At 72.6% G+C, this 22,380-nt stretch carries 22 protein-coding genes; 11 read left to right on the top strand and 11 right to left on the bottom strand.

The window, feature by feature from the left end; genetic code table 11:
* Positions 1-8 precede the first annotated feature (8 nt).
* Positions 9-566 carry a hypothetical protein gene (locus tag NON19_RS07720; RefSeq protein WP_255925904.1) on the bottom strand — a complete coding sequence of 186 codons (558 nt, stop codon included), beginning with the start codon at positions 564-566 and terminating at the stop codon, positions 9-11.
* 55 nt (positions 567-621) lie between these two features.
* A complete protein-coding gene (locus tag NON19_RS07715; RefSeq protein ID WP_255925903.1) occupies positions 622-1,407 on the bottom strand; it encodes a glutamate racemase in 786 nt (261 codons plus the stop codon).
* A 158-nt stretch (positions 1,408-1,565) separates the two neighbouring features.
* Between NON19_RS07715 and NON19_RS07710 the strand changes: the two genes are divergently transcribed.
* Positions 1,566-2,750 (top strand): glycosyltransferase, encoded by a 1,185-nt coding sequence (locus tag NON19_RS07710; RefSeq protein ID WP_255925902.1) that lies wholly within the window; start codon positions 1,566-1,568, stop codon positions 2,748-2,750.
* 115 nt (positions 2,751-2,865) lie between these two features.
* Here NON19_RS07710 and NON19_RS07705 read toward each other — a convergent pair whose 3' ends face one another.
* Both NON19_RS07705 and NON19_RS07700 read right to left on the bottom strand, forming a co-directional pair.
* A complete protein-coding gene (locus NON19_RS07705) occupies positions 2,866-3,708 on the bottom strand; it encodes a GVDTG sorting domain-containing protein (protein WP_255925901.1) in 843 nt (280 codons plus the stop codon).
* A gap of 226 nt (positions 3,709-3,934) precedes the next feature.
* Positions 3,935-5,170, bottom strand: coding sequence for a TerD family protein (locus NON19_RS07700; protein ID WP_255925900.1), 1,236 nt, complete (start codon positions 5,168-5,170; stop codon positions 3,935-3,937).
* A gap of 196 nt (positions 5,171-5,366) precedes the next feature.
* On the opposite strand from NON19_RS07700, the gene NON19_RS07695 reads away from it, so the two are divergent.
* The 6 genes from NON19_RS07695 (at position 5,367) to NON19_RS07670 (ending at position 11,575) form a co-directional block, all read left to right on the top strand.
* Positions 5,367-5,852 carry a DUF6643 family protein gene (locus tag NON19_RS07695; RefSeq protein WP_255925899.1) on the top strand — a complete coding sequence of 162 codons (486 nt, stop codon included), beginning with the start codon at positions 5,367-5,369 and terminating at the stop codon, positions 5,850-5,852.
* A 63-nt stretch (positions 5,853-5,915) separates the two neighbouring features.
* Positions 5,916-6,740: an MOSC domain-containing protein gene (locus NON19_RS07690; RefSeq protein ID WP_255925898.1), complete on the top strand. Its 825-nt coding sequence runs from the start codon at positions 5,916-5,918 to the stop codon at positions 6,738-6,740.
* 125 nt (positions 6,741-6,865) lie between these two features.
* A complete protein-coding gene (locus NON19_RS07685) occupies positions 6,866-7,468 on the top strand; it encodes an Rv1733c family protein (RefSeq protein WP_255925897.1) in 603 nt (200 codons plus the stop codon).
* 193 nt (positions 7,469-7,661) lie between these two features.
* Positions 7,662-10,118, top strand: a complete 2,457-nt coding sequence (locus tag NON19_RS07680) for a right-handed parallel beta-helix repeat-containing protein (RefSeq protein WP_255925896.1) — start codon at positions 7,662-7,664, stop codon at positions 10,116-10,118.
* Between the two features lie 79 nt (positions 10,119-10,197).
* On the top strand, positions 10,198-11,034 hold the full coding sequence (locus NON19_RS07675) for a DeoR/GlpR family DNA-binding transcription regulator (RefSeq protein WP_255925978.1): 837 nt from the start codon (positions 10,198-10,200) through the stop codon (positions 11,032-11,034).
* Between the two features lie 58 nt (positions 11,035-11,092).
* A complete protein-coding gene (locus NON19_RS07670; RefSeq protein ID WP_255925895.1) occupies positions 11,093-11,575 on the top strand; it encodes an SRPBCC family protein in 483 nt (160 codons plus the stop codon).
* Positions 11,576-11,579: 4 nt separating this feature from the next.
* On the opposite strand, the gene NON19_RS07665 is transcribed toward NON19_RS07670, so the two are convergent.
* Together NON19_RS07665 and NON19_RS07660 are read right to left on the bottom strand one after the other, a co-directional pair.
* On the bottom strand, positions 11,580-12,899 hold the full coding sequence (locus NON19_RS07665; protein WP_255925894.1) for a GlnX family signal transduction membrane protein: 1,320 nt from the start codon (positions 12,897-12,899) through the stop codon (positions 11,580-11,582).
* Between the two features lie 97 nt (positions 12,900-12,996).
* Positions 12,997-14,085 (bottom strand): PLP-dependent cysteine synthase family protein, encoded by a 1,089-nt coding sequence (locus NON19_RS07660; protein ID WP_255925977.1) that lies wholly within the window; start codon positions 14,083-14,085, stop codon positions 12,997-12,999.
* Positions 14,086-14,471: 386 nt separating this feature from the next.
* Between NON19_RS07660 and NON19_RS07655 the strand changes: the two genes are divergently transcribed.
* Complete coding sequence (locus tag NON19_RS07655; protein ID WP_255925893.1) at positions 14,472-14,972, top strand: ATP-binding protein; 501 nt, start codon at positions 14,472-14,474, stop codon at positions 14,970-14,972.
* Positions 14,973-15,327: 355 nt separating this feature from the next.
* Here the strand turns inward: NON19_RS07655 and NON19_RS07650 are convergent, their stop codons facing one another.
* Positions 15,328-15,609, bottom strand: a complete 282-nt coding sequence (locus tag NON19_RS07650; protein ID WP_255925976.1) for an SHOCT domain-containing protein — start codon at positions 15,607-15,609, stop codon at positions 15,328-15,330.
* 168 nt (positions 15,610-15,777) lie between these two features.
* Positions 15,778-17,001: an ROK family protein gene (locus NON19_RS07645; RefSeq protein WP_255925892.1), complete on the bottom strand. Its 1,224-nt coding sequence runs from the start codon at positions 16,999-17,001 to the stop codon at positions 15,778-15,780.
* Positions 17,002-17,018: 17 nt separating this feature from the next.
* Here NON19_RS07645 and NON19_RS07640 point away from each other — a divergent pair, with 17 nt between their 5' ends.
* Positions 17,019-18,236 (top strand): MFS transporter, encoded by a 1,218-nt coding sequence (locus NON19_RS07640; protein ID WP_255925891.1) that lies wholly within the window; start codon positions 17,019-17,021, stop codon positions 18,234-18,236.
* 47 nt (positions 18,237-18,283) lie between these two features.
* A complete protein-coding gene (locus tag NON19_RS07635) occupies positions 18,284-19,042 on the top strand; it encodes a maleylpyruvate isomerase family mycothiol-dependent enzyme (RefSeq protein ID WP_255925890.1) in 759 nt (252 codons plus the stop codon).
* Positions 19,043-19,052: 10 nt separating this feature from the next.
* Here the strand turns inward: NON19_RS07635 and NON19_RS07630 are convergent, their stop codons facing one another.
* The 3 genes from NON19_RS07630 to NON19_RS07620 form a co-directional block, all read right to left on the bottom strand.
* Positions 19,053-19,718: a response regulator transcription factor gene (locus NON19_RS07630; RefSeq protein ID WP_255925889.1), complete on the bottom strand. Its 666-nt coding sequence runs from the start codon at positions 19,716-19,718 to the stop codon at positions 19,053-19,055.
* Positions 19,715-20,971 carry a sensor histidine kinase gene (locus NON19_RS07625; protein ID WP_255925888.1) on the bottom strand — a complete coding sequence of 419 codons (1,257 nt, stop codon included), beginning with the start codon at positions 20,969-20,971 and terminating at the stop codon, positions 19,715-19,717. The genes NON19_RS07630 and NON19_RS07625 overlap by 4 nt, the downstream gene beginning before the upstream one ends.
* Before the next feature lie 92 nt (positions 20,972-21,063).
* A complete protein-coding gene (locus tag NON19_RS07620) occupies positions 21,064-21,756 on the bottom strand; it encodes a TetR/AcrR family transcriptional regulator (RefSeq protein WP_255925887.1) in 693 nt (230 codons plus the stop codon).
* Positions 21,757-21,902: 146 nt separating this feature from the next.
* On the opposite strand from NON19_RS07620, the gene NON19_RS07615 reads away from it, so the two are divergent.
* Positions 21,903-22,355 (top strand): nitroreductase family deazaflavin-dependent oxidoreductase, encoded by a 453-nt coding sequence (locus NON19_RS07615; RefSeq protein ID WP_255925886.1) that lies wholly within the window; start codon positions 21,903-21,905, stop codon positions 22,353-22,355.
* Positions 22,356-22,380: the final 25 nt, after the last annotated feature.

The raw sequence follows: 22,380 nt of genomic DNA, 5'->3' as shown, positions 1-22,380 counted from the left end.
CCCGGCGGTCAGGCGTCGCCGAGCGCGCGCGTCGCGCGGTTGCCCAACCGCGCGCGGACCGCCAGCAGCGCCTCCTCCGCGTGGTCCACCGTCACGGTGAACCGGCGGCCGTCGCCCAGATCGAGCAGCAGGCCGGGCCCGCGCCGCACCACCACGGCGGTGCCCATCTCGGGCCGCCAGCGGTACCCCCAGCCGCCCCAGTTGCACGGGCTGACCGTCGGTACGAGATGGGCGGAGTCCACCTGGTCGAGCGGGATACGGCGGCGCGGCAGGCCGATGTGGCCGCAGCGCACCTCAAGGCACTCGCGGTCCACCCGTACCCGCACATGGGTGAACGCGATCGTCCCGAACAGCACCAGCAGCCCGGCCGCGAGGCAGCCGACCACCGACATGGCCAGCGGGGCGATCCCCGAGGTCCACGGCGAGTCGACGGCCAGCTCGATGCCCAGCGCCATGCACCCGGCGCCCACGGCTGCGAGCAGCCACTGGACCCGGTTGGTCGCGTGCCCGGTCCACACCTCGGGCTCGGGGTTCTCGGCGGCCCCTGCGCAGCGGGAGTCGTCCATGTCTCGGAGCGTACTCGGAGCGCGGCGCTTCGGCACTCAGTGTGCGCAACCGCGCTCAGTGGGTGGCGGCCGCCCCGGCGAGCGCGCGGCCCTCGGCGTAGGCCAGCGCCGCGGCCTCCAGCGGTTCCGGGCGGCCGTTGAGGATGACGGTCAGGCCGCCGGTGGGCTCGGCGTCGGGCGCGGGGGCGGCGCCGATCCGGCGCAGCGCCTGGGCGGCGACCGCCTCGGCCGATCCGTACATGACGACCTCGGGGGCGCCCGCGGGCTGGACGGCGGCGCGGATGCGGTCGGTGACCAGTTCGTAGTGGGTGCAGCCGAGCACGACGGAGCGCACGTCGCCGGGGGTGCGCTGGGCGGCGGCGGCGACGGCCGCGTCGATCGCGTCCTCGTCGGCGCTCTGCAGGGCGTCCGCGAGGCCGGGGCAGGCCACCTCGGTGACCCGTACCCCGTCGGCGAACTCGGCGATCAGCGCGCGCTGGTAGGCGCTGCCGGTGGTGGCCGGGGTGGCCCAGATCGCCACCGGGCCGCCCGCCGCGGCGGCGGGCTTGACGGCCGGAACCGTGCCGATCACCGGAATCTCCGGCTCCAGATGCTGTCGCAGCGCGGGCAGCGCGTGCACGGAAGCGGTGTTGCAGGCCACGATCAGCGCGTCCGGACGCTCCGCGGCGGCGGCGGTGGCACAGGCCAGCGCGTGCTCGGTGACGTACTGCGGGGTACGCGGCCCCCACGGCATGCTCGCCGGGGCGGAGGACAGCACGAGGTCGGCGTCCGGACGCAGCCGACGCAGCGCCGCGGCCGCCGCCAGCAGACCGATCCCGGAGTCCATGAGCGCGATCTTCACTGCGGCGTGCCTCCCGGTGTCGTGTTGTCGCTGCGGTCCGACCTGGCCTTCTGGGAGCCGTCCGGCCGGACAGCGCCCCGGCAACTCTAATAGATCGTCTTGTCCGCTCTTGGCCCCGGCTCGGGCGCGAGCGCACCGCGGTGCGGCAGACTGCGCCGGTGACCTTGTGGACCGTGATCGCTGTTGTCTCACTGTTGTGCTGGCTGTGGCTGCTGTTCGCACAGGGCTTCTTCTGGCGTACCGACGTGCGTCTGCCGCCCTCCGCCGATCCGGCGGCCTGGCCCACGGTGGCCGTGGTGGTGCCCGCGCGGGACGAGGCCGAGGTGCTGCCGGTGAGCCTGCCCTCGCTGCTGACACAGGAGTATCCGGGGCGGGCCGAGGTCTTCCTGGTGGACGACGGCAGCTCGGACGGCACGGGAGCGCTGGCCCGTACCCTCGCCGCCGAGCACGGCGGGCTGCCGCTGACCGTGACCTCGCCGGGAGAGCCGCCCGCGGGCTGGACCGGCAAGCTGTGGGCGGTACGCCACGGGATGGCCACCGCGGCCGCCGCGTACCGGGCGGAGTACCTGCTGCTGACGGACGCCGACATCGCGCATGAGCCGTGCTCGCTGAGGGAGTTGGTGGCGGCGGCGGTCGGCTCGGACCTGGACCTGGTCTCGCAGATGGCGCGGCTGCGGGTGGTGACGGTCTGGGAGCGGCTGATCGTTCCGGCGTTCGTGTACTTCTTCGCCCAGTTGTATCCGTTCCGTTGGGTGAACCGGTCGGGCCGCACCGCGGCGGCGGCCGGGGGTTGTGTGCTGATCCGGCGGGAGGCGGCCGAGCGGGCCCGGATCCCGGAGGCGATCCGGCAGGCGGTGATCGACGATGTCGCGCTGGCCCGCGCGGTGAAGCGCTCGGGCGGCCGTATCTGGCTGGGGCTGGCCAACCGGGTGGACAGCGTACGGCCCTATCCGCGGCTGTCGCAGCTGTGGCGGATGGTGTCCCGCAGCGCGTACGCCCAACTGCGGCACAACCCGGCGCTGTTGCTCGGCACGCTCGCCGGTCTGCTGCTGGTCTACCTGGTGCCGCCGGTCGCCGCGGTCGGCGGCGCGGTGGCCGGTGACGCGGTGGTGTGCGCGGTGGGCTTCGCGGCGTGGGCGGTGATGGCGGGCAGCTATCTGCCGATGCTGCGCTACTACCGTCAACCGCCGTGGCTGGCGCCGCTGTTGCCGCTGACGGCGCTGCTGTACGCGGCGATGACCGCCGACTCGGCGGTGCAGCACTACCGCGGGCGTGGCGCGGCCTGGAAGGGCCGTACCTATCCGCGTCCCGAGGCCGCCGCGGCATCGGACCAGCAGGGGTAGGGCGGACGACACGGCACGTGGCCGCCCGCGGACCTCGACGGTCCGGGACGGCCACGTTTCATGGATGCCGGAGGAAGCGGTTCGTCAGGCGTGCGGTCCTGTCGCTAACCAGGACTCACTCGCCCGTACGGCGACGGCGCAGCGCCCAGGCGCCACCACCGATGGCCGCGGCGGCGAGAGCACCGCCAGCACCGGTCTCCAGCGCGTTGCCGTTGTTCACCGAGCCACCCTCACCAGCCTTCACCCCACCCATGGGGTAGCTGCCACCGCTGCGCCGGCCACCGTTGTAGCCGCCGCCGTTGTTGTAGCCGCCACCGTTGTAGCCGCCACCGTTGTACCCGCCGCCACCGTTGTACCCGCCACCGAAGCCGCCGCCGTGGCGGTGGTGACGGCGGTGGTGACGCCGCTCAACGACCTGGATGTGCGTGCGGAAGAAGCCGTCGTGCGGGCACCGACCGGTGATCAGGAAGTGCCTGCGGTGCCGACGGTGGTGACGGTGGTGGTGGTGGCGGTGCCGGACCGGGCCGACCCAACCGCCCCAGCGGTCGTCGCGGTCGGCCTCACGACGGTGGCCGTGGTGCTTGTACTCGACCTTGCCGGACCCCACGTACAGCCGCTCGTCGCGGTCGCGGTCGTGGTGGTGCCCCTTCTCGTCACGGTCGCGGAAGATGCCGTCGCGGTGGAGCGTGATGTGGTCGCGGCGGAACGCCTCGGAGAAGGCGCGGATGGTACGGACGTCGTCGGCCTGGGCCCGGGGGCAGCGGACCCGGACGTGGACCCGCTCACCCGACCAGGCGACCTTGGGGTGGACCTTGATGTGAGCACGCCGGTGCTGGTGGTGGCGGTGGTGATGGTGGTGGTGGTGGTCCTCGCCGATTGCGTACGACGTGGGAGCCGTGAGGCTGATGACTGAGGCCGCGCCCGCAAGGGTCGCGATGGCCAGGCGCATAGTGCGCATGTGTGATCTCCGATTCCCGGGCGCAGCCGCAGACCCATACCGCCTGCGTAGCCATATAACTACGCCCCGTCATATCTGACGATATGGAGGCACCTGACGACTCGCCACTTAAGATCGGCATAAGGGTGAAGAAGATTAGACATCTACCACTAAACCATGACATATCGCCTGATCAGAGGCTAGTTAAGAGGCCGTCAGAAATTTCCCTGACGGCACACCAGATGGGCTAGTGCTTGCGCCCCGGAGTCCAGTTCATGCCCCATCCGTACGCCTGGTCGACGGTGCGTTGCGGGCTCACGCCCGGCCGCGGCACGAGGTAGCGGGCCTCCCGACGCACCACCAGTTCCCCGCCCTCGTTGCTGATCAGGGCCAGGGCGCAGACGGTGGACGGCACCGTGCACTCGTCCAGGAAGAACTCGATCGGCGCACCGTCCCGCGGCGTCAGCGTGGTGGTGGCGTGCAGGCCCGCGAAGCTGCGGGCGCCCTCGTAGATGGTGACGAAGACCAGGATCCGGCGGAACGCGCGCTGGTGGTCGAGGTTGATGGTGAGATTCTCACCGCTGTCCACCGCGCCGGTGCGGTCGTCGCCGTCCAGCTGGATGTACGGGGGCCGGTTCAGCGCGCCGAACGCGTTCCCCAGCGCCTGGACAACTCCCCTGGTCCCGTCGGTGAGTTCGTACAAGGCGCACAGGTCCAGGTCGATCGCCGTGGAGTGCGAGCCGACCAGCCCGGCCTTGCGCAGCCAGCCCTTCGGCTGCTGGCGCGTCTGCCAGTTGAGGTTGACCCGCATGGCGCCTGACGTGCCGCCCTGCTTCGTCAACGAGACCGAGGGTGCATCCTTCGTCAGGGTGACCTTTGCCAGCCGTACGGGGGGTGCGGGAGGCGAAAGGGGTTGCGCGAGGGCGGCGGGGGGCGCGGAAGCAGGCTCGGGCGCCGCCTGTGGCTCGGGGGGTACGAGCGCGTTCGCCGATATGCCGAAGTCGGCCGCAAGGCCGTCGAGCCCGGTGTCGTAGCCCTGGCCGACAGCCCGGAAGCGCCACTGCCCGGCGCGCCGGTAGAGCTCCCCCAGCACCAGCGCGGACTCCACCGTGGCGTCCGCGCACTCGAAGGACGCCAACTCGCCGCCCGCCACCGGGTCCGTCAGCCGGACCCTGACCGCCAGTTGGCCGAACGTTCCGCCATCCGCGGAGGCGACCAGCACGATCCTGTCCACACCCGGCTCAACCACCGTCAGGTCCACCAGCAGGCCGTCCACCCGCTCCCCGTCCACCGCTCGCCCGCCCTCGTGGCGCACACCCCTGGACGGGTGCGCCCGGCCAGGCGTGACGACGTCCGCCCGGCTGTCGGCCAGCAGCAGCGCGTGAACCTCGGTGCGCGGCGCCCCGGGGTTCGTGCGCCGTGCGAACTCCACCCGCAGCGGCCTCGCGGGCACGGGCACGTTGGCCCCTTTGGGCATGGACATGAACTCCCCCTTCGTACAGCCCGGGACACCCCCGGCAACTCCCCTTAAAGGGCGGCGTTTACACGATCAAAACACCGCCGGGCGACCGATTTTCACAGATTCGATCGCATTGGGGACCAACGTTCACTCACGGAGCCTCAAACAACCCTCTTACCGGACTCCCCATCCAGCACATCGTGGGCTTAACTTATGGAGCATGACCACCCCCCGCGGCACCTATGGCGGCGGCTACTACGCCTCGTCGTCCTTCCCGGACACCCCCATCTACGACAGCCTGGTCGCAGAGCGGGGCACCCCGCAGATCGCGCCCATCCGGGTTCCCTCGGCGTATGACTCCAGCAGTCATCTGCCCGCGCTCCCGGCGGCACTCCCGGCCCTTCCCTCCGGGCCGTCCACCCACACGCCCCAGCAGGGTACGTACACCGGCTACCTGCCGAACACGCCGCCCGCTGCCTACCAGCCCCAGCCCGCGCCCGCGCCGTACATCCCGCAGCAGGCGACCGCCCCGCGCGGCTACCCCGGCGGATATCCGGCCCAGGCCCCGCAGCAGGGTCCGGCTCCCACGGGGTACGAGGCGGTGCGTCCGGTCGTACCGCGTCCGGTGCCGCCGCGCCAGGTTCCCGGCGGTTTCGGGGACGACGGCTACCAGTACCGCCGCCCGTACAACGGCCAGGGGTACTGACCGGTCGCACGGACTCGTTCGGGTGGCACACGTCCTGTCAGTGGCTGCTGGCACCATGGCCACATGAGGACACCACACCTGAGCGCCCTGCACGTGTACCCGGTCAAGTCGGTAGGTGGACTGGCGCCCGGCGAAGCGGCCGTCGAGCCGTGGGGGCTCGCCGGGGACCGGCGCTGGCTGCTGGTGGACGGCACGGGCCGGTTCCTCACCCAGCGGCAGCTGCCGCGCCTGGCGCTCGTCCGGGCCGAGCTGCTGCCGGGCGGCGGGGTGCGGGTGAGCGCGCCCGGGATGGCGCCGCTGGACGTCGCCGTGCCGGAGCCGGTCGGCACGACCGCGGTGCAGATCTGGCGGGACAAGGTGGAGGCGGTGCCCGCCGCGGCGGAGGCGGGCGCCTGGTTCGGCGCGTTCCTGGACGCCGAGGTGGCGCTGGTGCACCTCGACGATCCGGCCCGCCGCAGGCCGATCGACCCGGACTACGCGCGGCCCGGCGAGACGGTGAGCTTCGCGGACGGCTATCCGCTGCTGCTCACCTCGACGGCGTCGCTGGATGCCCTCAACGCCCTGATAGCCGAAGGCCGGTTCCCCGAGGAGGGGCCGCTGCCCATGGACCGGTTCCGGCCGAGCGTGGTCGTGACCGGCACCGAGCCCTGGGCGGAGGACGGCTGGCGCCGGGTGCGGATCGGCGAGGTCGCCTTCCGCGTCGTCAAGCCGTGCGCCCGCTGCGTCATCACCACCACCGACCAGCGCACCGCCCAACGCGGCCGGGAACCCCTGCGCACGCTGGCCCAACACCGCCGGTTCGGCGAGAAGTTGGTCTTCGGACAGAACCTGATCCCCGAGCACCCCGGAACCGTTCGGGTCGATGACCCGTTCACGGTGCTGGAGTGACGTGACGCGTCAAGGCGGTGCTGCGGTCACGCCCCTTAGTGGGGTGTTTCGGCCGACTTGCGGCCCGCCCCGCGCGTACGCCGTGCCGTGTGCGGTACTTGGACGTGCGAAGGGGGTGTGGTGCGATGCGATCGGTTCCCGGGCTGTGGCGCTGGCGGCGCAATCCGCTGCGGCGCCGCAGCGACGTGATCGAGGCGTGGGCGAGCCTGTTCACCGTGGGCCTGGTGGCCGTCGGCGCGCCCCTCGCCGGGCTGGCCGCGGGCCACAGCGTCGGCTCCGACCTCCAGCGCACCATACAGCGGCAGCGGGCCGAGCGGCACCGCACCACCGCGCAGGTGGTCGCCGTCGACCGGCACCCCCTGCCGGCGGTCGACTCCGATGCCGCGCACGGCCAGGACGGCACCCGGGTGGCGCTGGTGCGCTGGCGGACGCCTGACGGGGTGTCGCGCACCAGCGTGCTGCGGATCGAGGCCCGGCATGGGGTGGGCGATCCGGTGGCGGTGTGGACCGACCGGCGCGGACGGCTCACCGAGCGCCCGATGGATGAGTCGACGGCCACCACCAACGCGGTGGCGGCCGGCTTCGGCGTGGCCGGTGCGGCGGCGGCACTCGCCTGCGGTGCACGGCAGTTGCTGGGCTGGCGGATCATGCGCAGACGGCAGGCGGACTGGGCGCGCGAGTGGGCCCGGGTGAGCGAGGACTGGGGCAGGACGGGCGCGGGCGGTTGACGCCATGGGAACGTCGGCGTGATCACAGGCGTTCCGAGGCGAAAAGGCGACCGGTGTTGTCCGCCCGAACCCGCCCAACTGTGCTGATTCCCAAGCTTCTCCGCGTGCGTCGGCACCCCCGGCGCGCGCTACGGTGGAGCACCGGTCGCAGGGACGGATCCCAGGGCAAGAAGGTGGGGGGCAGAGCAGCACCATGGCACAGGGCGTGGCTCAGGTGACGCACACCAGCACGTCGCGGTGGCGGCGCCGCACCGGCGAGTACGACACCCTCGCCGCGGCCCTGGAGGCGGCGGGCGACGGCGACGTCGTGGCGATCACCCCCGGCACCTACCGGGAGAACCTGGTGGTCGAGCGCGCGGTGACGCTGCGCGGCGCCGAGGGGCCCGGCTCGGTGCGGATCGCCCCGCCCGGCGGTGTCGCGCTGACCGTTCGTGCCTCCGCCACGGTGCAGGACCTGCACATCGAAGGTCAGGACACCTCCGCGCCCGCGCTGCTGGTCGAGGGCTGCGCGCCGGAGTTGCAGGGCCTGCGGGTGGTCACCCGCTCCGCGGTCGGCATAGAGGTGCGAGACGGCGCCCGGCCGACGGTGCGGCGCTGCGCGGTCGACAATCCGGCGGGGCTCGGGGTGAGCGTGCTGGACGGCTCGGGCGGGGTGTTCGAGGAGTGCGAGGTGATCGCGGCCGGGCAGTCCGGCTTCGCGGTGCGCGGCGGCTCCTCGCCGCGCCTGGAGCGGTGCCGGGTGCACCACGCCACCGGCGCGGGCCTGACCGTGACCGGTGACGGCAGCACGGCGGAGGCCGTCGGCTGCGAGGTCTACGAGATCAAGGGCACCGGAGTCCAGGTCGCGGGACGCGCCACCGGTCATCTGACCGACTGCCAGGTGCACCGCACCACCGGCGACGGGGTGACCCTGGACACCGACGCGGTGCTCACCATGGCCGACTGCGATGTGCACGACGTGCCGGAGAACGCGATCGACCTGCGCTCCCGCTCGGTGCTGACGCTGACCCGGTCCACGGTGCGCCGCTTCGGCCGCAACGGCCTGTCGGTGTGGGACCCGGGCACCAGGGCGGACGCCAACCGGTGCGAGATCCACGACAGCACCGGCGACTATCCGGCGGTCTGGATCAGCGACGGGGCCGCCGCCGTCTTCGACTCGTGCCGGGTGCACGACGTGCCCGACGCGCTGTTCGTGCTGGACCGCGGTTCCCGCGCCGACGTTGTCGACAGTGATATCTCGCAGGTCCGCAACACCGCGGTCTCGGTGAGCGACGGCGCGACGGTGGAGTTGGACGACTGCAGGATCCGCGAGGCCGCCACCGGCGCCTGGTTCCGCGACCACGGCAGCGGCGGCACGCTCGCCGCGTGCACCATCGACGAGACGGCGACCGGTGTGATCGTCACCAAGGGCGCCGATCCGGTCCTCGAGCGGTGCGGCGTGAACAACCCCGCCGAGTCCGGCTTCTACGTCTCGGCGGGTGGCCGCGGCACCTTCACCGGCTGCACCGTCACCGGCAGCCGGGGCTACGGGTTCCACATCATCGACGGCTGCCGGTCCACCGTGACCCGGTGCCGTACCGAGCGCTGTGCCCGGGGCGGGTACGAGTTCTCCGAACCGGGCCCGATCGCCGAGGGCTGCACCAGCGACGAGAGCGCCGAGCGCCGCCCCGCCCCCGACACCGCCGCGGCCGCCACCGACGGCCTCCCCCCACACCCCGCCACGACGGCGGCCACCGCACCGGCGACCGCTGTCCGCTCGTACGGCCTGCTCGGCGGCGTCCCCGAACCCCGCAGGCCCGAACCGCGCAAGCCGGAACCGCCCGCGCCGACCGCCAGCACCCGCTCCTCGCAGGACGTGCTGGGCGAACTCGACGCGCTGGTCGGCCTGGAGAGCGTCAAACGGGAGGTGCGGGCGCTCATCGACCTGATCGCGGTCGGCCGCCGCCGTCAGGAGGCCGGGCTGAAGGCGCCCTCGCTCCGCCGCCATCTGGTCTTCACCGGCTCCCCCGGTACCGGCAAGACCACGGTCGCCCGGCTCTACGGGGAGATCCTGGCCGCCCTCGGAGTGCTGGAGACCGGGCACCTGGTGGAGGTCTCCCGGGTGGACCTGGTCGGCGAGCACATCGGGTCGACGGCCATTCGCACCCAGGAGGCGTTCGAGCGGGCCCGCGGTGGGGTGCTGTTCATCGACGAGGCGTACGCCCTCGCGCCGGAGGACGCCGGGCGCGACTTCGGCCGGGAGGCGATCGACACCCTGGTGAAGCTGATGGAGGACCACCGCGACGCGGTGGTGGTGATCGTCGCCGGGTACACCGCGGAGATGGAGCGCTTCATGGCCGCCAACCCCGGCGTGGCCTCGCGCTTCTCGCGCACCATCGCCTTCGGCGACTACACCCCCGAGGAACTGCTGCGGATCGTCGGTTCGCAGGCGGACGAGCACGAGTACCGGCTGGCCGAGGGCGTGGACGAGGCGCTGCTGAAGTACTTCACCGCGCTGCCCAAGGGGCCGACGTTCGGCAACGGCCGCACCGCCCGGCTGACCTTCGAGGCGATGGTCGAGCGGCACGCCGGGCGGGTGGCGCAGCTCGCCTCCCCCACCCATGACGACCTGCAGTTGCTCTACGCGGAGGATCTCCCGGAACTGCCCTGAGCCCGGCTGCGGCCGCGTGCGAAGATGGCCCTGCGCGGGGCGGCGGAACAGCGGGTCGATGGAAGGGACGGGGGAGCAGGTGGGCGACAACCAGAACCTCCTGGCCGAGCAGCGGCGTGCGCTGATCCTCGACGAGGTCAGGCGGCGCGGCGGGGTGCGGGTCAACGAGCTGACCCGCAAGCTGAACGTCTCGGACATGACCGTGCGCCGGGATCTGGACGCGCTGGCCCACCAGGGCGTGCTGGAGAAGGTGCACGGCGGCGCGGTCCCGGTCGCCGAGGCGAGCACCCACGAGCCGGGTTTCGAGGCGAAGTCCGGCCTGGAGCAGGGCGCCAAGGAGGCCATCGCCAAGGCGGCCGCCGCCATGGTGGTGCCGGGCAGCGCGATCGCCCTGTCCGGCGGTACGACGACGTACGCGCTGGCGCACCATCTGCTGGACGTGCCGGACCTGACCGTGGTGACGAACTCGGTTCGGGTGGCGGACGTGTTCCACTCCGGCCAACGCCGGGTCGGCGGAAGCACCCAGTCGGCGGCGCGCCCCGGTGCCGCGACGGTGGTGCTGACCGGTGGGGTGCGCACCCCGTCGGACTCTCTGGTCGGGCCGGTCGCGGACCGGGCGATCCGGTCGCTCCACTTCGACGTGCTGTTCCTGGGCGTGCACGGGCTGTCGGTGGAGGCGGGCCTGTCCACGCCGAACCTGGCGGAGGCGGAGACCAACCGGCACTTCGTCCGGTCGGCGCGCCGGGTGGTGGTGATCGCGGACCACACCAAGTGGGGCACGGTGGGCCTGAGTTCGTTCGCCACCTTGGAGGAGGTCGACACCCTGGTGACGGACGCGGGGATACCAGAGGTGCTGCGCGCCGAGATCTCCGAGCACCTGGCGGACCTGGTGGTCGCGGGCGAACCGGATACGTGACCCGGCGTCAGGTATCGTTGCGGCCGCCACCGCCCGCCATCCGTCTGGAGGTACCGCCATGGCGCGCCGACTGCGTCCTGTAGGGCTGGACTTCGTCACCTCGGCCCAGGTACGGCTGGTCTTCGCGGCCGGATTGGCGGCCGAACCCGCCGCCGTCTACCGGGCGTTGGCGGTGGACACCGAGGGCTGGACGCAGTGGTTCCGCGCGGTGGTCTCGGCCCGGCCGACCGACGGCGGCCGGCGGATCGGCCTGATCGGCGGCGTCCGCTTCGCCGAGACCGTGCTGGAGGCGCGGCCGGACGAGCGGTACGTGTACCGGGTGGACGTCACGAACGTGCCAAGCGTCAAGGCCATGGCCGAGGAGTGGCGGATCACCCCGCTGGCCAGCGGCGGCACCCGGGTGCAGTGGACCTTCGCCGTGGACGCGCCCGCGTCCGTACGCGTGCTGCTGCGGTACGCGCACCCAGGGCTCGGCCGTGCCTTCCGGGACGCGATGTGCACCCTGGACCGCAGGCTGGCGGTCGCCACGGCCACCGCCTGAGCCGTTACCGGTACTCGGCGAGCCGCGGCCGCACCCCGGCCAGGACGAGTGCGGCGGCGCCCGCCAGCGTTCCGGCCGGGACGGCGGGCCAGCCGTCCAGCGCCTGCCCGGCGGACGCCATCCGCACCTCGAAGTCGGCGCGCCGGGCCTGCTCCAGGCCGTCGAGCCGGGTGGCGAAGTCCCAGTAGTCGAAGGCCACATGGCCGCGGCCCACGTCGGTGAGGACGACGGCCGCGTCGTCGAGCCGTCCGGCGGCGAGCAGTCGGCGCAGGGCCGCGTCGTCGGCCCGGACGGCGGCCAGTGACGTCAACGCGGCGGCGTACCGCGGCAGTTCGAACGCGCTGGTGCCGGGGCCGGGGGTGAGCAGGCCGTCGAGGCGACGCATCTGGGCGTCGTAGTCGTCGCGGTAGGCGGCGCCCGCGCCGGGGCCCTGGACGAACCAGCGGCTCTGCGCGGCCGCCGCGTCGGCCGCCGCGGTACGGGCCTCAGCGAGCCGCACCCACGGCCCGAGCCCCTGCTCGGTCGCCCGGTCCGACTCCCCCGCGGCCGTCAGCAGACCCGCCGCACCGGTCACCACGACGGCCAGTACGCACAGCGCGGCCACCGCGAGCGGCGGGTTGAGCCGCCGCCGGTACCGCACGGCGAGGTCGCGCTGCCACCACACCAGCACGCCCAGCGCCAGCGCCCCGAAGACGCCCAGCACGACGGCGTACTGGCGCTCCTCGTCCCGCACCCGGGCGGACAGGCTGGCCGCCTGCCGCTGGTAGGTCCGGTTCAACTCGCCCACGGCGGGCAGTAGTTGGTCCCGCATCACCGCGCCCGCCTGCGCGGACAGGTCAACCGCCGGGGTCGGCGGACGGCCCGCCTCCGGGTCGGCGACCTGGTCGTCGGCGTACTGCGCCTGCCCGCTGAGCTCGTCGTACCGGCCCAGCGCGTCCAACACCGCCCGCACCCGGGTGGCTTGGGCGGGGTCGCCCCCGAGTTGCCGCAGCGCAGCGCTGATCTCGGTGCGCCGCTGGTTGGCTGTGATCAGCGCCAGCACCTGGTCTCCGACCGGGACATCGGGCTGCCCCGGTGCGTGGCCCGGGATCAGTTCGTCGGCCCGCTCGGCGTCCAGGTCGGCCAGCGCGAAGTGGAGTTCGGCGGCGACCGCGGCCCGGTCCGCCACCGCCTGACGCAGCGCGGCGGTGCCGTCGCGCGCCGTGCCGAAGCCGAGCACGGCGGCGGTGCACAGGGCGCCGACGGCCAGCAGCGCCGCCATGGCCTGGACGATCAGTCGTACCGGCCCGGTCAGCCGGGGCATTCGTCTTCGGCCACGGGTCATGCCGGGACGCTAGGAGCGCCGTGCGTCCGGAGGGTGACGTTCCTGGGGGTTCCGGGCGACCCGCGCGTCACGGAACGGCCCCGCGAGCACCGGGAGTTCAGCTCGGCCAGGAACCGGTGGCGAGGAACGTGTCGATCGCGGCCGTGTACGGGAGGATGTCCAGCCCCTCGCGGGCCAGCCACTCGTCCGAGTAGTACTTGTCGAGGTAGCGGTCACCGGGATCGCACAACAGCGTGACCACGCTTCCGGTGCGCCCCTCGGCCAGCATCTCGGCGACGATGCGCAGCGCGCCCCACAGTCCGGTACCGGTGGAACCGCCCGCCTTCCGGCCGATCGCCCGGTCCAGGGCGCGCACCGCCGCCACCGAGGCGGCGTCGGGCACTTTCATCATCCGGTCGATCGCGCCCGGTACGAAGCTGGGTTCCATCCGGGGGCGGCCGATGCCCTCGATGCGGGAGCCGCGTTCGCAGGAGACGTCCGGGTCGCCGTTGACCCAGCCGTCGAAGAAGCAGGAGTTCTCCGGGTCGGCGACGCACACCCTGGTGTCGTACATGCAGTAGTGGACGTAGCGGGCGATGGTCGCCGAGGTGCCGCCGGTGCCCGCGGTGGCCACGATCCAGGCGGGCTCCGGATAGCGTTCCTTGCGCAGTTGTTGGTACATCGATTCTGCGATGTTGTTGTTGCCCCGCCAGTCGGTGGCGCGTTCGGCGTAGGTGAACTGGTCCATGTAGTGGCCGCCGGTCTCCTGCGCCAGCCGCGCGGAGACCTCGTACATCGTGCGCGGATCGTCCACCAGATGGCACCGTCCGCCATGGAACTCGATGAGCCGCTGCTTCTCGCGGCTGGTGGTACGCGGCATCACCGCGATGAACGGCACACCGGTCAGCTTGGCGAAGTAGGCCTCGGAGACCGCCGTCGATCCGCTGGACGCCTCGATCACCGGACGGCCGGGCCGGATCCAGCCGTTGCACAGCCCGTACAGGAACAGCGAACGGGCCAGCCGGTGTTTCAGGCTGCCGGTGGGGTGGGTGGACTCGTCCTTCAAGTACAGGTCGATTCCCCAGTGTTCGGGCAGTGGGAAGCGCAGCATATGGGTGTCCGCGCTGCGGTTGGCATCGGCTTGGACCTGGCGGACGGCTTCTTTGAGCCAGATGCGGTATTGCTGGTCGGAACGGTCCACGTCCATCGTGGGAAGGGGCTCGCGGGGGCTGTCGGCAGCACCGCTGCCAGCGTCTTCGACGGTGTCCACCGGGCTGCGCCTCCCGCTCGTCGCCGTTCCCGGCCGCGTTGCCGGGCACTGGTCGATCATAGGCAGCCGTTGGCCGACGGGCGCACCCTGGCGCATCGCCGCGACGGCGCCCGGCGGGCCGGTGTCCGCCATACGGGGGCGTACCCCGAAATGGCGAGGGAGCGCGCAGCGGGAGTTGCGGAATGCGCCTCCCGGGGCGAACCTGGTCCCGCACACGGAGTACAGAAACCGTGACTCTGTGTGCTCCCGCACAGGCTTTCCCAATCGAGCGGGGCGGGGCACGGTCCCGGAGGTCGGCCCCCACCGCGAAGGGAGTCGCAGCCGTGATCAATACCCAGCACAGCCTGCGGTGCGCCGTACGGCTGGAAGCCCTGCCCCATCGGATCGGACAGGTGCGCCGAATCGTTTCTGCACAACTTCGGTACTGGGAGCTGGAACAGCTCCTCGACACCACGCTGCTCGGCATCACCGAACTGCTCGCCAATGTGCACCGCCATGCCCAGCCCGACAAGCAATGCACCGTCGAACTGTCCTATGACCGGGGCAGGCTGACCGTTTCGGTCACCGACAACGATCCGCGCCCGCCGTCGATCGCCCTGGGGACGGACGCGTTGGACACCTCGGGCCGCGGCTTGGCGATGCTCGCCGCGCTCAGCGACGGCTGGGGCACCCGGCCGAACGCCGACGGTGACGGCAAGGTCGTCTGGTTCACCCTCGCCCGCCGCACCCCCACCGTGGCCCCGCTGCACACTTCGGCCCCGGTGCGCCCGGCGACGGTGATGCTGGGCAAGCGCGGCTTGCCGGTCGCGGCTTCGCTGGCCTGAGCAGGTCGGTCGAAGTCCGCTGCGGTTCGGTAGCGCTCTGACGGGGCGCGGGGAACCGCGCGACCAGCCACCAGGGTGCTGCAGACGATCGACGGCACAACGCCGCACTCCCAGCGGAGCGCTTACCGGGCGGCTACGGGCCTGCGCCGCCGGGATCCGGCGGTGCCAGGCTCACCGGGCGGCCAGCCGGGGCGGGCTCGCGGGGGTGCCCATATGGGTTGATCGCGGTGAAGCACCCTCGGCGCAGCCCACGGTCACCCCGTCGAGGTCCGCGCTTATGTGTCGCCGCTGCCGTAAACCTCTACGGCGTCACGCACTTGGGCGGCGTACGCGACGGCGCGTGCCGCACTGGTGGTCATCGCGCACCGCCGAACCGCTCGTCCAGCACGGACAGCCTGCGCCAGTACTCGTCCTCGTCGATCTCACCGGCCGCGAACCGGCGCCCGAGCACGGCCACCGGCGACTTCTCGTCCGCACGCGGTGCGAACGGCCGCGCCCAGGGACCGCCCCTGCCGCGCCACACGGTGCGCCGCAGCACGGTCACCACACCGATCACCACGGCCGCCCACACCAGTGGGAACAGCAGGATCCAGGGACCGGGTCCACCGTCGTGCCAGGGGGCTGCCAGCACGTTCATCACGTTCAACTCCTCGATGGTGCCGGTCGGTTCGGTGACCGGTTTCCGGTCCGCGGCCACGGGCGGTCGCGGACACCATCGAGCGTCGTGCGTCGAGCGGCTGCGGTCGTCATACGGCGGGCGCCACTGTGCGTACCCCGCCCGGAGTACCGGAACCGGCGGCGGCTGCTACCCGGCGAGGGCGTCCAGCGGGTCGTCGAGCACCGGCTGCCAGGCCAGTTCGGCGGCACCGACCAGGCTGTTGTGGTCCAGCGAGCAGCTCAGGATCGGCACCGAGCCGCTGCGTCCCCACAGACTGCGGTCGGCGACGACGGCGCGCAGCCGCTCTGGGTCGGCCTCGAACAGGTACCGGTGCAGGCCGCCCAGGGCGATGCGGTCGGGGTTGAGCACATTGACCAGTCCGGCGAGTCCCGAACCGAGCCGGTCGATGAGCACTTCCGCGGCGGACCGCACCCGCGGATCGTCGTACTCCGTGCGCAGCAGTCGGGCGGAGCTGTCCAGCAGCGAGACCTCGGGGCCGGTGGGCCGTCCGGCGGCCTCCAGGAAGGCCACCGGGTCGACCTCGACGTCCAGGCAGCCGCGGCTGCCGCAGTGGCAGGGGCGGCCCTCGGGGTTGACGGTGAGGTGGCCCACTTCCAGGGCCAGCCCCGAACTGCCGGTGTGCAGACGGCCGTCGAGCACCAAGGCGCCGCCCACACCACGGTGCCCTGTGGCGACCACGAGCAGGTGCTGGGCGCCGCGTCCGGCACCGTGCCGGTGCTCGGCGAGCGCGGCCACGTTCACGTCGTTGCCCACGAACGAGGCCACCGGCGCACCGCTCGGCCCTGTGACGCCGTGTGCCTCGATCTGCTCGGCGAAGACATCGCGCACCGGCGCGCCGGCGGGCCAGGCGAGGTGGAGCGGGTTGAGGGCGGTCCCCTCGGGTTCGGCCACCGCGGACGGCACCGCGAGCCCGGCGCCCACGCAGTCGCGTCCGGTGGACTTCAGCAGTTCCGCACCGGCGGCGACCACCAGGCCGAGGACGTGCGCCGGGTCGGCTGGCACCGTCATGCAGCCGGGCGTGGTGGCGATGATCCGCCCCCCGAGGCCGACCAGGGCGGCCCGGAAGCCGTCGGCGTGCACCTGTGCGGCGAGCACCACCGGCCCATCGGGGTCGACTTGGAGCCGGTGCGAGGGTCGGCCCTGCGAACCGGCCTCCACGGTGGGGCGGGTGTCCACCCTGATCAGCCCGAGGCTTTCGAGTTCGGCGGCGACCGCACCCGCGGTGGCCCGGGTCACCCCGAGTTCCGCGGTGAGCACCGCGCGGGTGGGCGCGCGCCCGGTGTGTACGAGCGCCAGCGCGGGGCCCAACGCCGCGCGCCCCCTCTCAAGCCTTGTCCGAGTCTGGGTCACGGTCCTATTCTTACTTTGTGCCGACGCTAAACAAAATACGGGCGGTCCTCAACGGAACCGCCCCCCACCTGTCCGGTACCCCACTCACCGCACTGCGCACCGCGATCACCGCCTTCTTCGCCGTGGACGGATTCGTCTTCGCCGGATGGGTGGTCCGCATCCCCGCCATCAAAGCCCAAGTCGGCGCCTCCTCAGGCGCGTTGGGCCTGGCACTGCTCGGTGTGTCCGCCGGGGCGGTCGCCACGATGGTCATCACCGGGCGGCTGTGCCACCGGTTCGGCAGCCATCCGGTCACCGTGGGGTGCGCGGCGCTGCTGGCGCTCAGCGTAGCGCTGCCGCCGCTCACCCACTCGGCGCTGGCCCTGGGACTGGTCCTGCTGGTCTTCGGCGCCGCGTACGGCGGGCTGAACGTCGCCATGAACAGTGCCGCCGTCGAGCTGGTCAGGGCGCTGCGCCGCCCCGTCATGCCGGGTTTCCACGCGGCGTTCAGTTTCGGCGGCCTGGTGGGCGCCGGGCTCGGCGGACTGCTCGCGCCGCACCTGTCGCCGACCCGCCACCTGCTCCTGCTCACCCCTCTCGCACTGCTCGTGACAGCGGTCGCGGGCCGGACACTGCTACGGCACCCGACACCGCACGCCCAGACGGCGCACTCGGCACCCGCGCGCCCGCGCTCCGGTTCCGGCGCCCGCTGGCTCGTCGCCGTCTTCGGCCTGATCGCGCTGTGCACCGCGTACGGCGAGGGGGCACTGGCCGACTGGAGCGCGCTGCACCTCACCCAGGACCTGGGCAGCGGCCCCGGCCTCGCTGCGGCGGCCTACGCCCCGTTCGCGCTGGCCATGGCCGTGGGGCGGCTGTCGGGCACCGCGCTGCTGGAGCGTTTCGGGCAGACCCGCACCCTGGTCCTCGGCGGCCTGACCGCCGCGTCCGGGATGCTGCTGGGTGCGCTCGCGCCGCTGCCGTGGCTGGTGCTGACCGGGTTCGCGGTGACGGGACTTGGGCTGGCCAACATCTTCCCGGTGGCCATCGCCCGGGCGGGGGCGCTGGCCGGGCCCGGCGGGGTCGCCGCAGCGTCCACGTTCGGCTACGGCGGCATGCTGCTCGGGCCGCCCTCGATCGGGTTCCTCGCCGAGGCGATGGGTCTGCCGCTGGCGCTGACCACGGTGGCGCTGCTGGCGGCGGTCGCCGCGCTGATCGCGTTCGCGGTGCGCAACGCGGAGCCGTGCCCGGCCGATTGACGCCGGGCGCGCGGGCCGTTGTCAGACCCCCCTGCGATCATGTGGCCATGGAGACATCCGAGTTCATCGAAATCCTCCGCCATGAAGGCGAGTTGCTGGCGGACGCGGCGGAAGCGGCCGGGTGGGAGGCGTCCGTGCCGCCGTGTCCCGACTGGCGGGTGCGTGATCTGGTCGCGCACACGGGCGGCGTACACCGCTGGGCGACCGGCTTCGTGGCGGGGGCGACGCAGCCCGCGCCGCTGGTGGTCGACGCCCCGCCGGACGAGGCGCTGGCCGCCTGGTTCCGGGACGGCCACCGCCAGTTGCTGGAGCGGCTCGCCGCGGCCCCGGCCGACCTGGAGTGCTGGACGTTCCTGCCCGCCCCCTCTCCACTGGAGTTCTGGGCCCGGCGGCAGGCACACGAGACGGCGATCCACCGCTTCGACGCGGAGGCCGCACTGGGCAAGGGCCACGCCCCGTACGGCACGCGCTTCGCGCTGGACGGCGTCGACGAGTTGCTGACCGGCTTCCTGGCCCGCTCCCGCAGCCGACTGCGCTCAACGACACCACGGGTGCTGCGGATACGAGCGGTGGACGGCCGGTCCGGCCCGGTCGACTGGTGGCTGCGGCTGTCCCAGGACCCGCCGCGTGTGGAGCGTACGCACGGCGAGCCGCCCTCCGGCGCGGGAGCGCCCGACTGCACCTTCAGCGGCCCGGCCACCGCGCTCTACCTCGCGCTGTGGAACCGCACGCCGTACGACGGCATCGAGGTGACCGGCGATGCCTCGCTGGCCGAACTGTGGCGTACCACCTCGGCGGTGACCTGAACCAGTCGGATCAGCCGAGCCAGCCGGGCCGCACCAGCCCAGACTCATAGGCAAGCACGACGAGTTGGGCGCGGTCCCGGGCACCGAGCTTGACCATGGCCCGGCTCACATGGGTCTTGGCGGTGAGCGGGCTGACCACCAGACGGCGGGCGATCTCGTCGTTGGACAGCCCGATGCCGACCAGCGCCATCACCTCCCGCTCCCGCTCGGTGAGTTGCTCCAGGCCCTCGGCGGCCGTCGGCTCCTTGGAGCGCGCGGCGAACTCGGCGATCAACCGCCGGGTCACACCGGGCGACAGCAGCGCGTCCCCGGCCATCGCGGCCCGTACCGCGCGCAGCAGTTCGTCCGGTTCGGTGTCCTTCACCAGGAATCCGGTGGCGCCGGAACGGATCGCCTCGAAGACGTACTCGTCCAACTCGAAGGTGGTGAGGATGACGACCTTGACGTCCGCCAGCGCCGGATCTCCGGTGATCCGACGGGTGGCGGCGAGTCCGTCGAGGGTCGGCATGCGGATGTCCATCAGCACGACATCCGGCATGAGCCGGGCGACTTGGCGCAACGCCTCCTCCCCGTCGGCCGCTTCACCGACCACCTCGATGTCGGGTTGCGCGTCCAGCAGCGCACGGAACCCAGCGCGCACCAGTACCTGATCGTCCGCCAGCACCACCCGGGTCATCGGCCCTCCTGCGCGCCCATGTCGTCCAGCCCGGTCAACGGCAGCGTGGCGACCACCCGGAATCCGCCGTCGTCGCGCGGACCGGCCTCGACGGAGCCTCCGAGGGCCGCAGCCCGCTCCCGCATGCCAATCAACCCGTTGCCGCCTCCGGAGTCCCCGCCCGCGGTGGCGGGTCCATCATCGTCGATCCGCAGCTCCAACTCCTCTGGCCGGTAACCGATTCGCACCCGGGCGGTACGGGCACCCGAGTGCCGCACCACGTTGGTCAGCGCCTCCTGAACGATCCGGAACGCGGCAAGGTCCACCCCTGGCGGCAGCTTCCGTGCGCCTCCGTCCACGTCAACGCTGACCTGAAGTCCGGCAGCCGCCGCCTGCCCGGCGAGTTCCGGAATCCGGTCCAGGCCCGGTGCGGGGGTCCGGGGCGCCGAGCCCGGCGAACGCAGCGCCCCCAGCACCTGCCGCACCTCGCCGAGCGCCTCCTTGCTCGCGGCCTTGATGGTGGTCAGCGCGATCCGCGCCTGCTCCGGTCGCTCGTCGATCAGCGCAAGGCCCACGCCCGCCTGGACGTTGATCACCGAGAGGCTGTGCGCGATCACGTCGTGCAGTTCACGGGCGATCCGCAGCCTCTCCTCGTCGGCCCGGTGCCGTTCGGCCTCGGCACGTTCCCGACGGGCGCGGACGAACTGCTCGCGGCGCACCCGGATCAGTTCGGCGGCGGCGCCCAACGCCAGCAGCGAGGCGGCGATGCCGAACTCCGGACCCCAGCCCTGGGCGGGTTGACCAGCGGGCGGCAGCCAGCGGTAGAGCCAGTGGCCCACCAGCAGATGGCCCGCGTAGAGCCCGATCGCCGCGGTCCAGGCATCCCGGCGGCGCTCATGGACGACAGCGGAGCAGAACGCGACCAGGAAGCTGAGGAAGAACGGCCCCCAGGCAAAGCCCGCGGCCAGATAGCCGAGGGTCACCGCCATCGTGCCGTACCCGGCCACCCGTGGCAGCCGCAGCCGCAGTACGAGCAGTGCGGGTCCGGCGAGCAGCAGGGCGTAGCCGAGGGCGTTGAGATGGACCCGGTCGATCGCGTGGCGGCTGGCGACGGTCGAGCCCACCACCTGGATGAGGGCGACGACGAGCGAGGACCGCACGGGCCAGCGGACGGGCGAGTCCGCCTGGTGCCACCAGGGGGCACCGCCCCGTGGCAGGCCAGCCCACGGTGCGCCGCCGTGCCACTCGCGCCGGGGCGCCCGATCGTCGCTCATGCCGCAACGCTAGACGGGGCCGGGCCGCGGCGGCGTCCCACGCCCGCGGTGATCGTCCGTACTCCCGGGGAAGTACGCGGCGGCCCGCCGTCCTACAGCCCCACCTGTCGGGCGAGCGCCGCGCAGGAGTGGTCGAAGAACGCGTCGCGGGCTTCCACCACGCGATGGAAGTGGCCGAAGACCTCGAAACCGATCAGACCGAAGAGCTGCGACCAGACGGCGGCCAGCCCGGCCAGCGTGGGCTCCGGCAGGTCGGCCGCCAACTGAGCGGCGAACCGTTCGACATCGGTGCGCAGTTCGTCGGGCAGCGGTTCGCCAGCGGGGGCGGTCAGTTCGCCCGCGGCATACGCGTCGCGGGCGACCGCCACCAGCGCCAGGCCCACGCGGGAGGCGGGCGCGATGGTGTCCTGCGGGGCGGCGTATCCGGGCACGGGCGAGCCGTACAGCAAGGCGTACTCGTGCGGATGCGCCAGCGCCCAGGCTCGCACCGCGCGGCACACCGCTATCCACCGGGCGTCGGGAGCGTCGTCGGCGGTCTCGGCGAGAGCGGCTTCGGCGGCTTCGCCGACGGCGTCATAGGCGTCGATGATCAGCGCCGTCAGCAGCTCGTCGCGGTTGGGGAAGTAGCGGTAGAGCGCGGAGGAGACCATGCCCAACTCCCGCGCGACGGCCCGCAACGACAGCTGGGCAGCCCCCTCGGCGGCCAACTGCCGTCTGGCCTCGTCCTTGATGGCGGCGGTCACCTCGATGCGCGCGCGTTCCCTGGCTCCTCGGATCACACTCATGGCCCCAGTCTGCCATTCACCCGGAGCATCGGACAATAACCAGATCGCAGGAAACAAAAGAGAGCAGTGCTCTTGCATGGGCGCGCTGACGGTGCCACACTGATCTGGAACGAGAGCACCGCTCTCACCTTCTGAGGGGGACCGCCATGACAGAGCAGCGCTATCTCAAGCCCGGCCGGATCGAGGTTCGACTCCTGCACAACACCGTCGGCTGGCTGACACGCCACGGCATCAGCATCGCGGGCTCTCGCGAACTGGCGGTGCGGGGACGGAAATCCGGCGAGTGGCGGCACAATCCCGTCAATCCAGTCACCGTTGGGTCAAACCGCTTCCTGGTCGCACCCCGGGGCCAGACCCAGTGGGTGCGCAACCTGCGCGCGGCGGGCGAGGGCGAACTGCGGGTGGGCAACCGCATCGAGCGGTTCACCGCCGAGGAGGTGCCCGACAACGAGAAGCCCCCACTGCTCCGCGCCTACCTTGGCCGGTGGCAGTGGGAGGTCGGCGCATTCTTCAAGGGGGTCAACCGCGACTCCTCGGACGAGGAGCTTTTGCGCATAGCTTCTGACCACCCGGTCTTCCGCATAACCGAGCAGGCTTGACCCCGGCGTGCCATCCGACCAGGGA

This window comes from Streptantibioticus rubrisoli, assembly GCF_024436055.1.
Lineage (GTDB): Bacteria > Actinomycetota > Actinomycetes > Streptomycetales > Streptomycetaceae > Streptantibioticus_A > Streptantibioticus_A rubrisoli.
The sequence above is the reverse complement of the archived record's forward strand: the minus strand, read 5'-3'. Positions and strand labels throughout refer to the sequence as shown.

What these genes read in the sequence shown, in the direction of transcription:
- NON19_RS07685 (WP_255925897.1), top strand. Translation starts at nt 6,866, where the DNA reads ATGCGATCGGTTCCCGGGCTGTGGCGCTGGCGGCGCAATCCGCTGCGG.
- NON19_RS07630 (WP_255925889.1), bottom strand. Translation starts at nt 19,718, where the DNA reads ATGACCCGGGTGGTGCTGGCGGACGATCAGGTACTGGTGCGCGCTGGG.
- NON19_RS07650 (WP_255925976.1), bottom strand. Translation starts at nt 15,609, where the DNA reads ATGAACGTGCTGGCAGCCCCCTGGCACGACGGTGGACCCGGTCCCTGG.
- NON19_RS07690 (WP_255925898.1), top strand. Translation starts at nt 5,916, where the DNA reads ATGAGGACACCACACCTGAGCGCCCTGCACGTGTACCCGGTCAAGTCG.
- NON19_RS07680 (WP_255925896.1), top strand. Translation starts at nt 7,662, where the DNA reads ATGGCACAGGGCGTGGCTCAGGTGACGCACACCAGCACGTCGCGGTGG.
- NON19_RS07720 (WP_255925904.1), bottom strand. Translation starts at nt 566, where the DNA reads ATGGACGACTCCCGCTGCGCAGGGGCCGCCGAGAACCCCGAGCCCGAG.
- NON19_RS07670 (WP_255925895.1), top strand. Translation starts at nt 11,093, where the DNA reads ATGGCGCGCCGACTGCGTCCTGTAGGGCTGGACTTCGTCACCTCGGCC.
- NON19_RS07625 (WP_255925888.1), bottom strand. Translation starts at nt 20,971, where the DNA reads ATGAGCGACGATCGGGCGCCCCGGCGCGAGTGGCACGGCGGCGCACCG.
- NON19_RS07665 (WP_255925894.1), bottom strand. Translation starts at nt 12,899, where the DNA reads ATGACCCGTGGCCGAAGACGAATGCCCCGGCTGACCGGGCCGGTACGA.
- NON19_RS07620 (WP_255925887.1), bottom strand. Translation starts at nt 21,756, where the DNA reads ATGAGTGTGATCCGAGGAGCCAGGGAACGCGCGCGCATCGAGGTGACC.
- NON19_RS07705 (WP_255925901.1), bottom strand. Translation starts at nt 3,708, where the DNA reads ATGCGCACTATGCGCCTGGCCATCGCGACCCTTGCGGGCGCGGCCTCA.
- NON19_RS07695 (WP_255925899.1), top strand. Translation starts at nt 5,367, where the DNA reads ATGACCACCCCCCGCGGCACCTATGGCGGCGGCTACTACGCCTCGTCG.
- NON19_RS07635 (WP_255925890.1), top strand. Translation starts at nt 18,284, where the DNA reads ATGGAGACATCCGAGTTCATCGAAATCCTCCGCCATGAAGGCGAGTTG.
- NON19_RS07615 (WP_255925886.1), top strand. Translation starts at nt 21,903, where the DNA reads ATGACAGAGCAGCGCTATCTCAAGCCCGGCCGGATCGAGGTTCGACTC.
- NON19_RS07700 (WP_255925900.1), bottom strand. Translation starts at nt 5,170, where the DNA reads ATGTCCATGCCCAAAGGGGCCAACGTGCCCGTGCCCGCGAGGCCGCTG.
- NON19_RS07660 (WP_255925977.1), bottom strand. Translation starts at nt 14,085, where the DNA reads ATGGACGTGGACCGTTCCGACCAGCAATACCGCATCTGGCTCAAAGAA.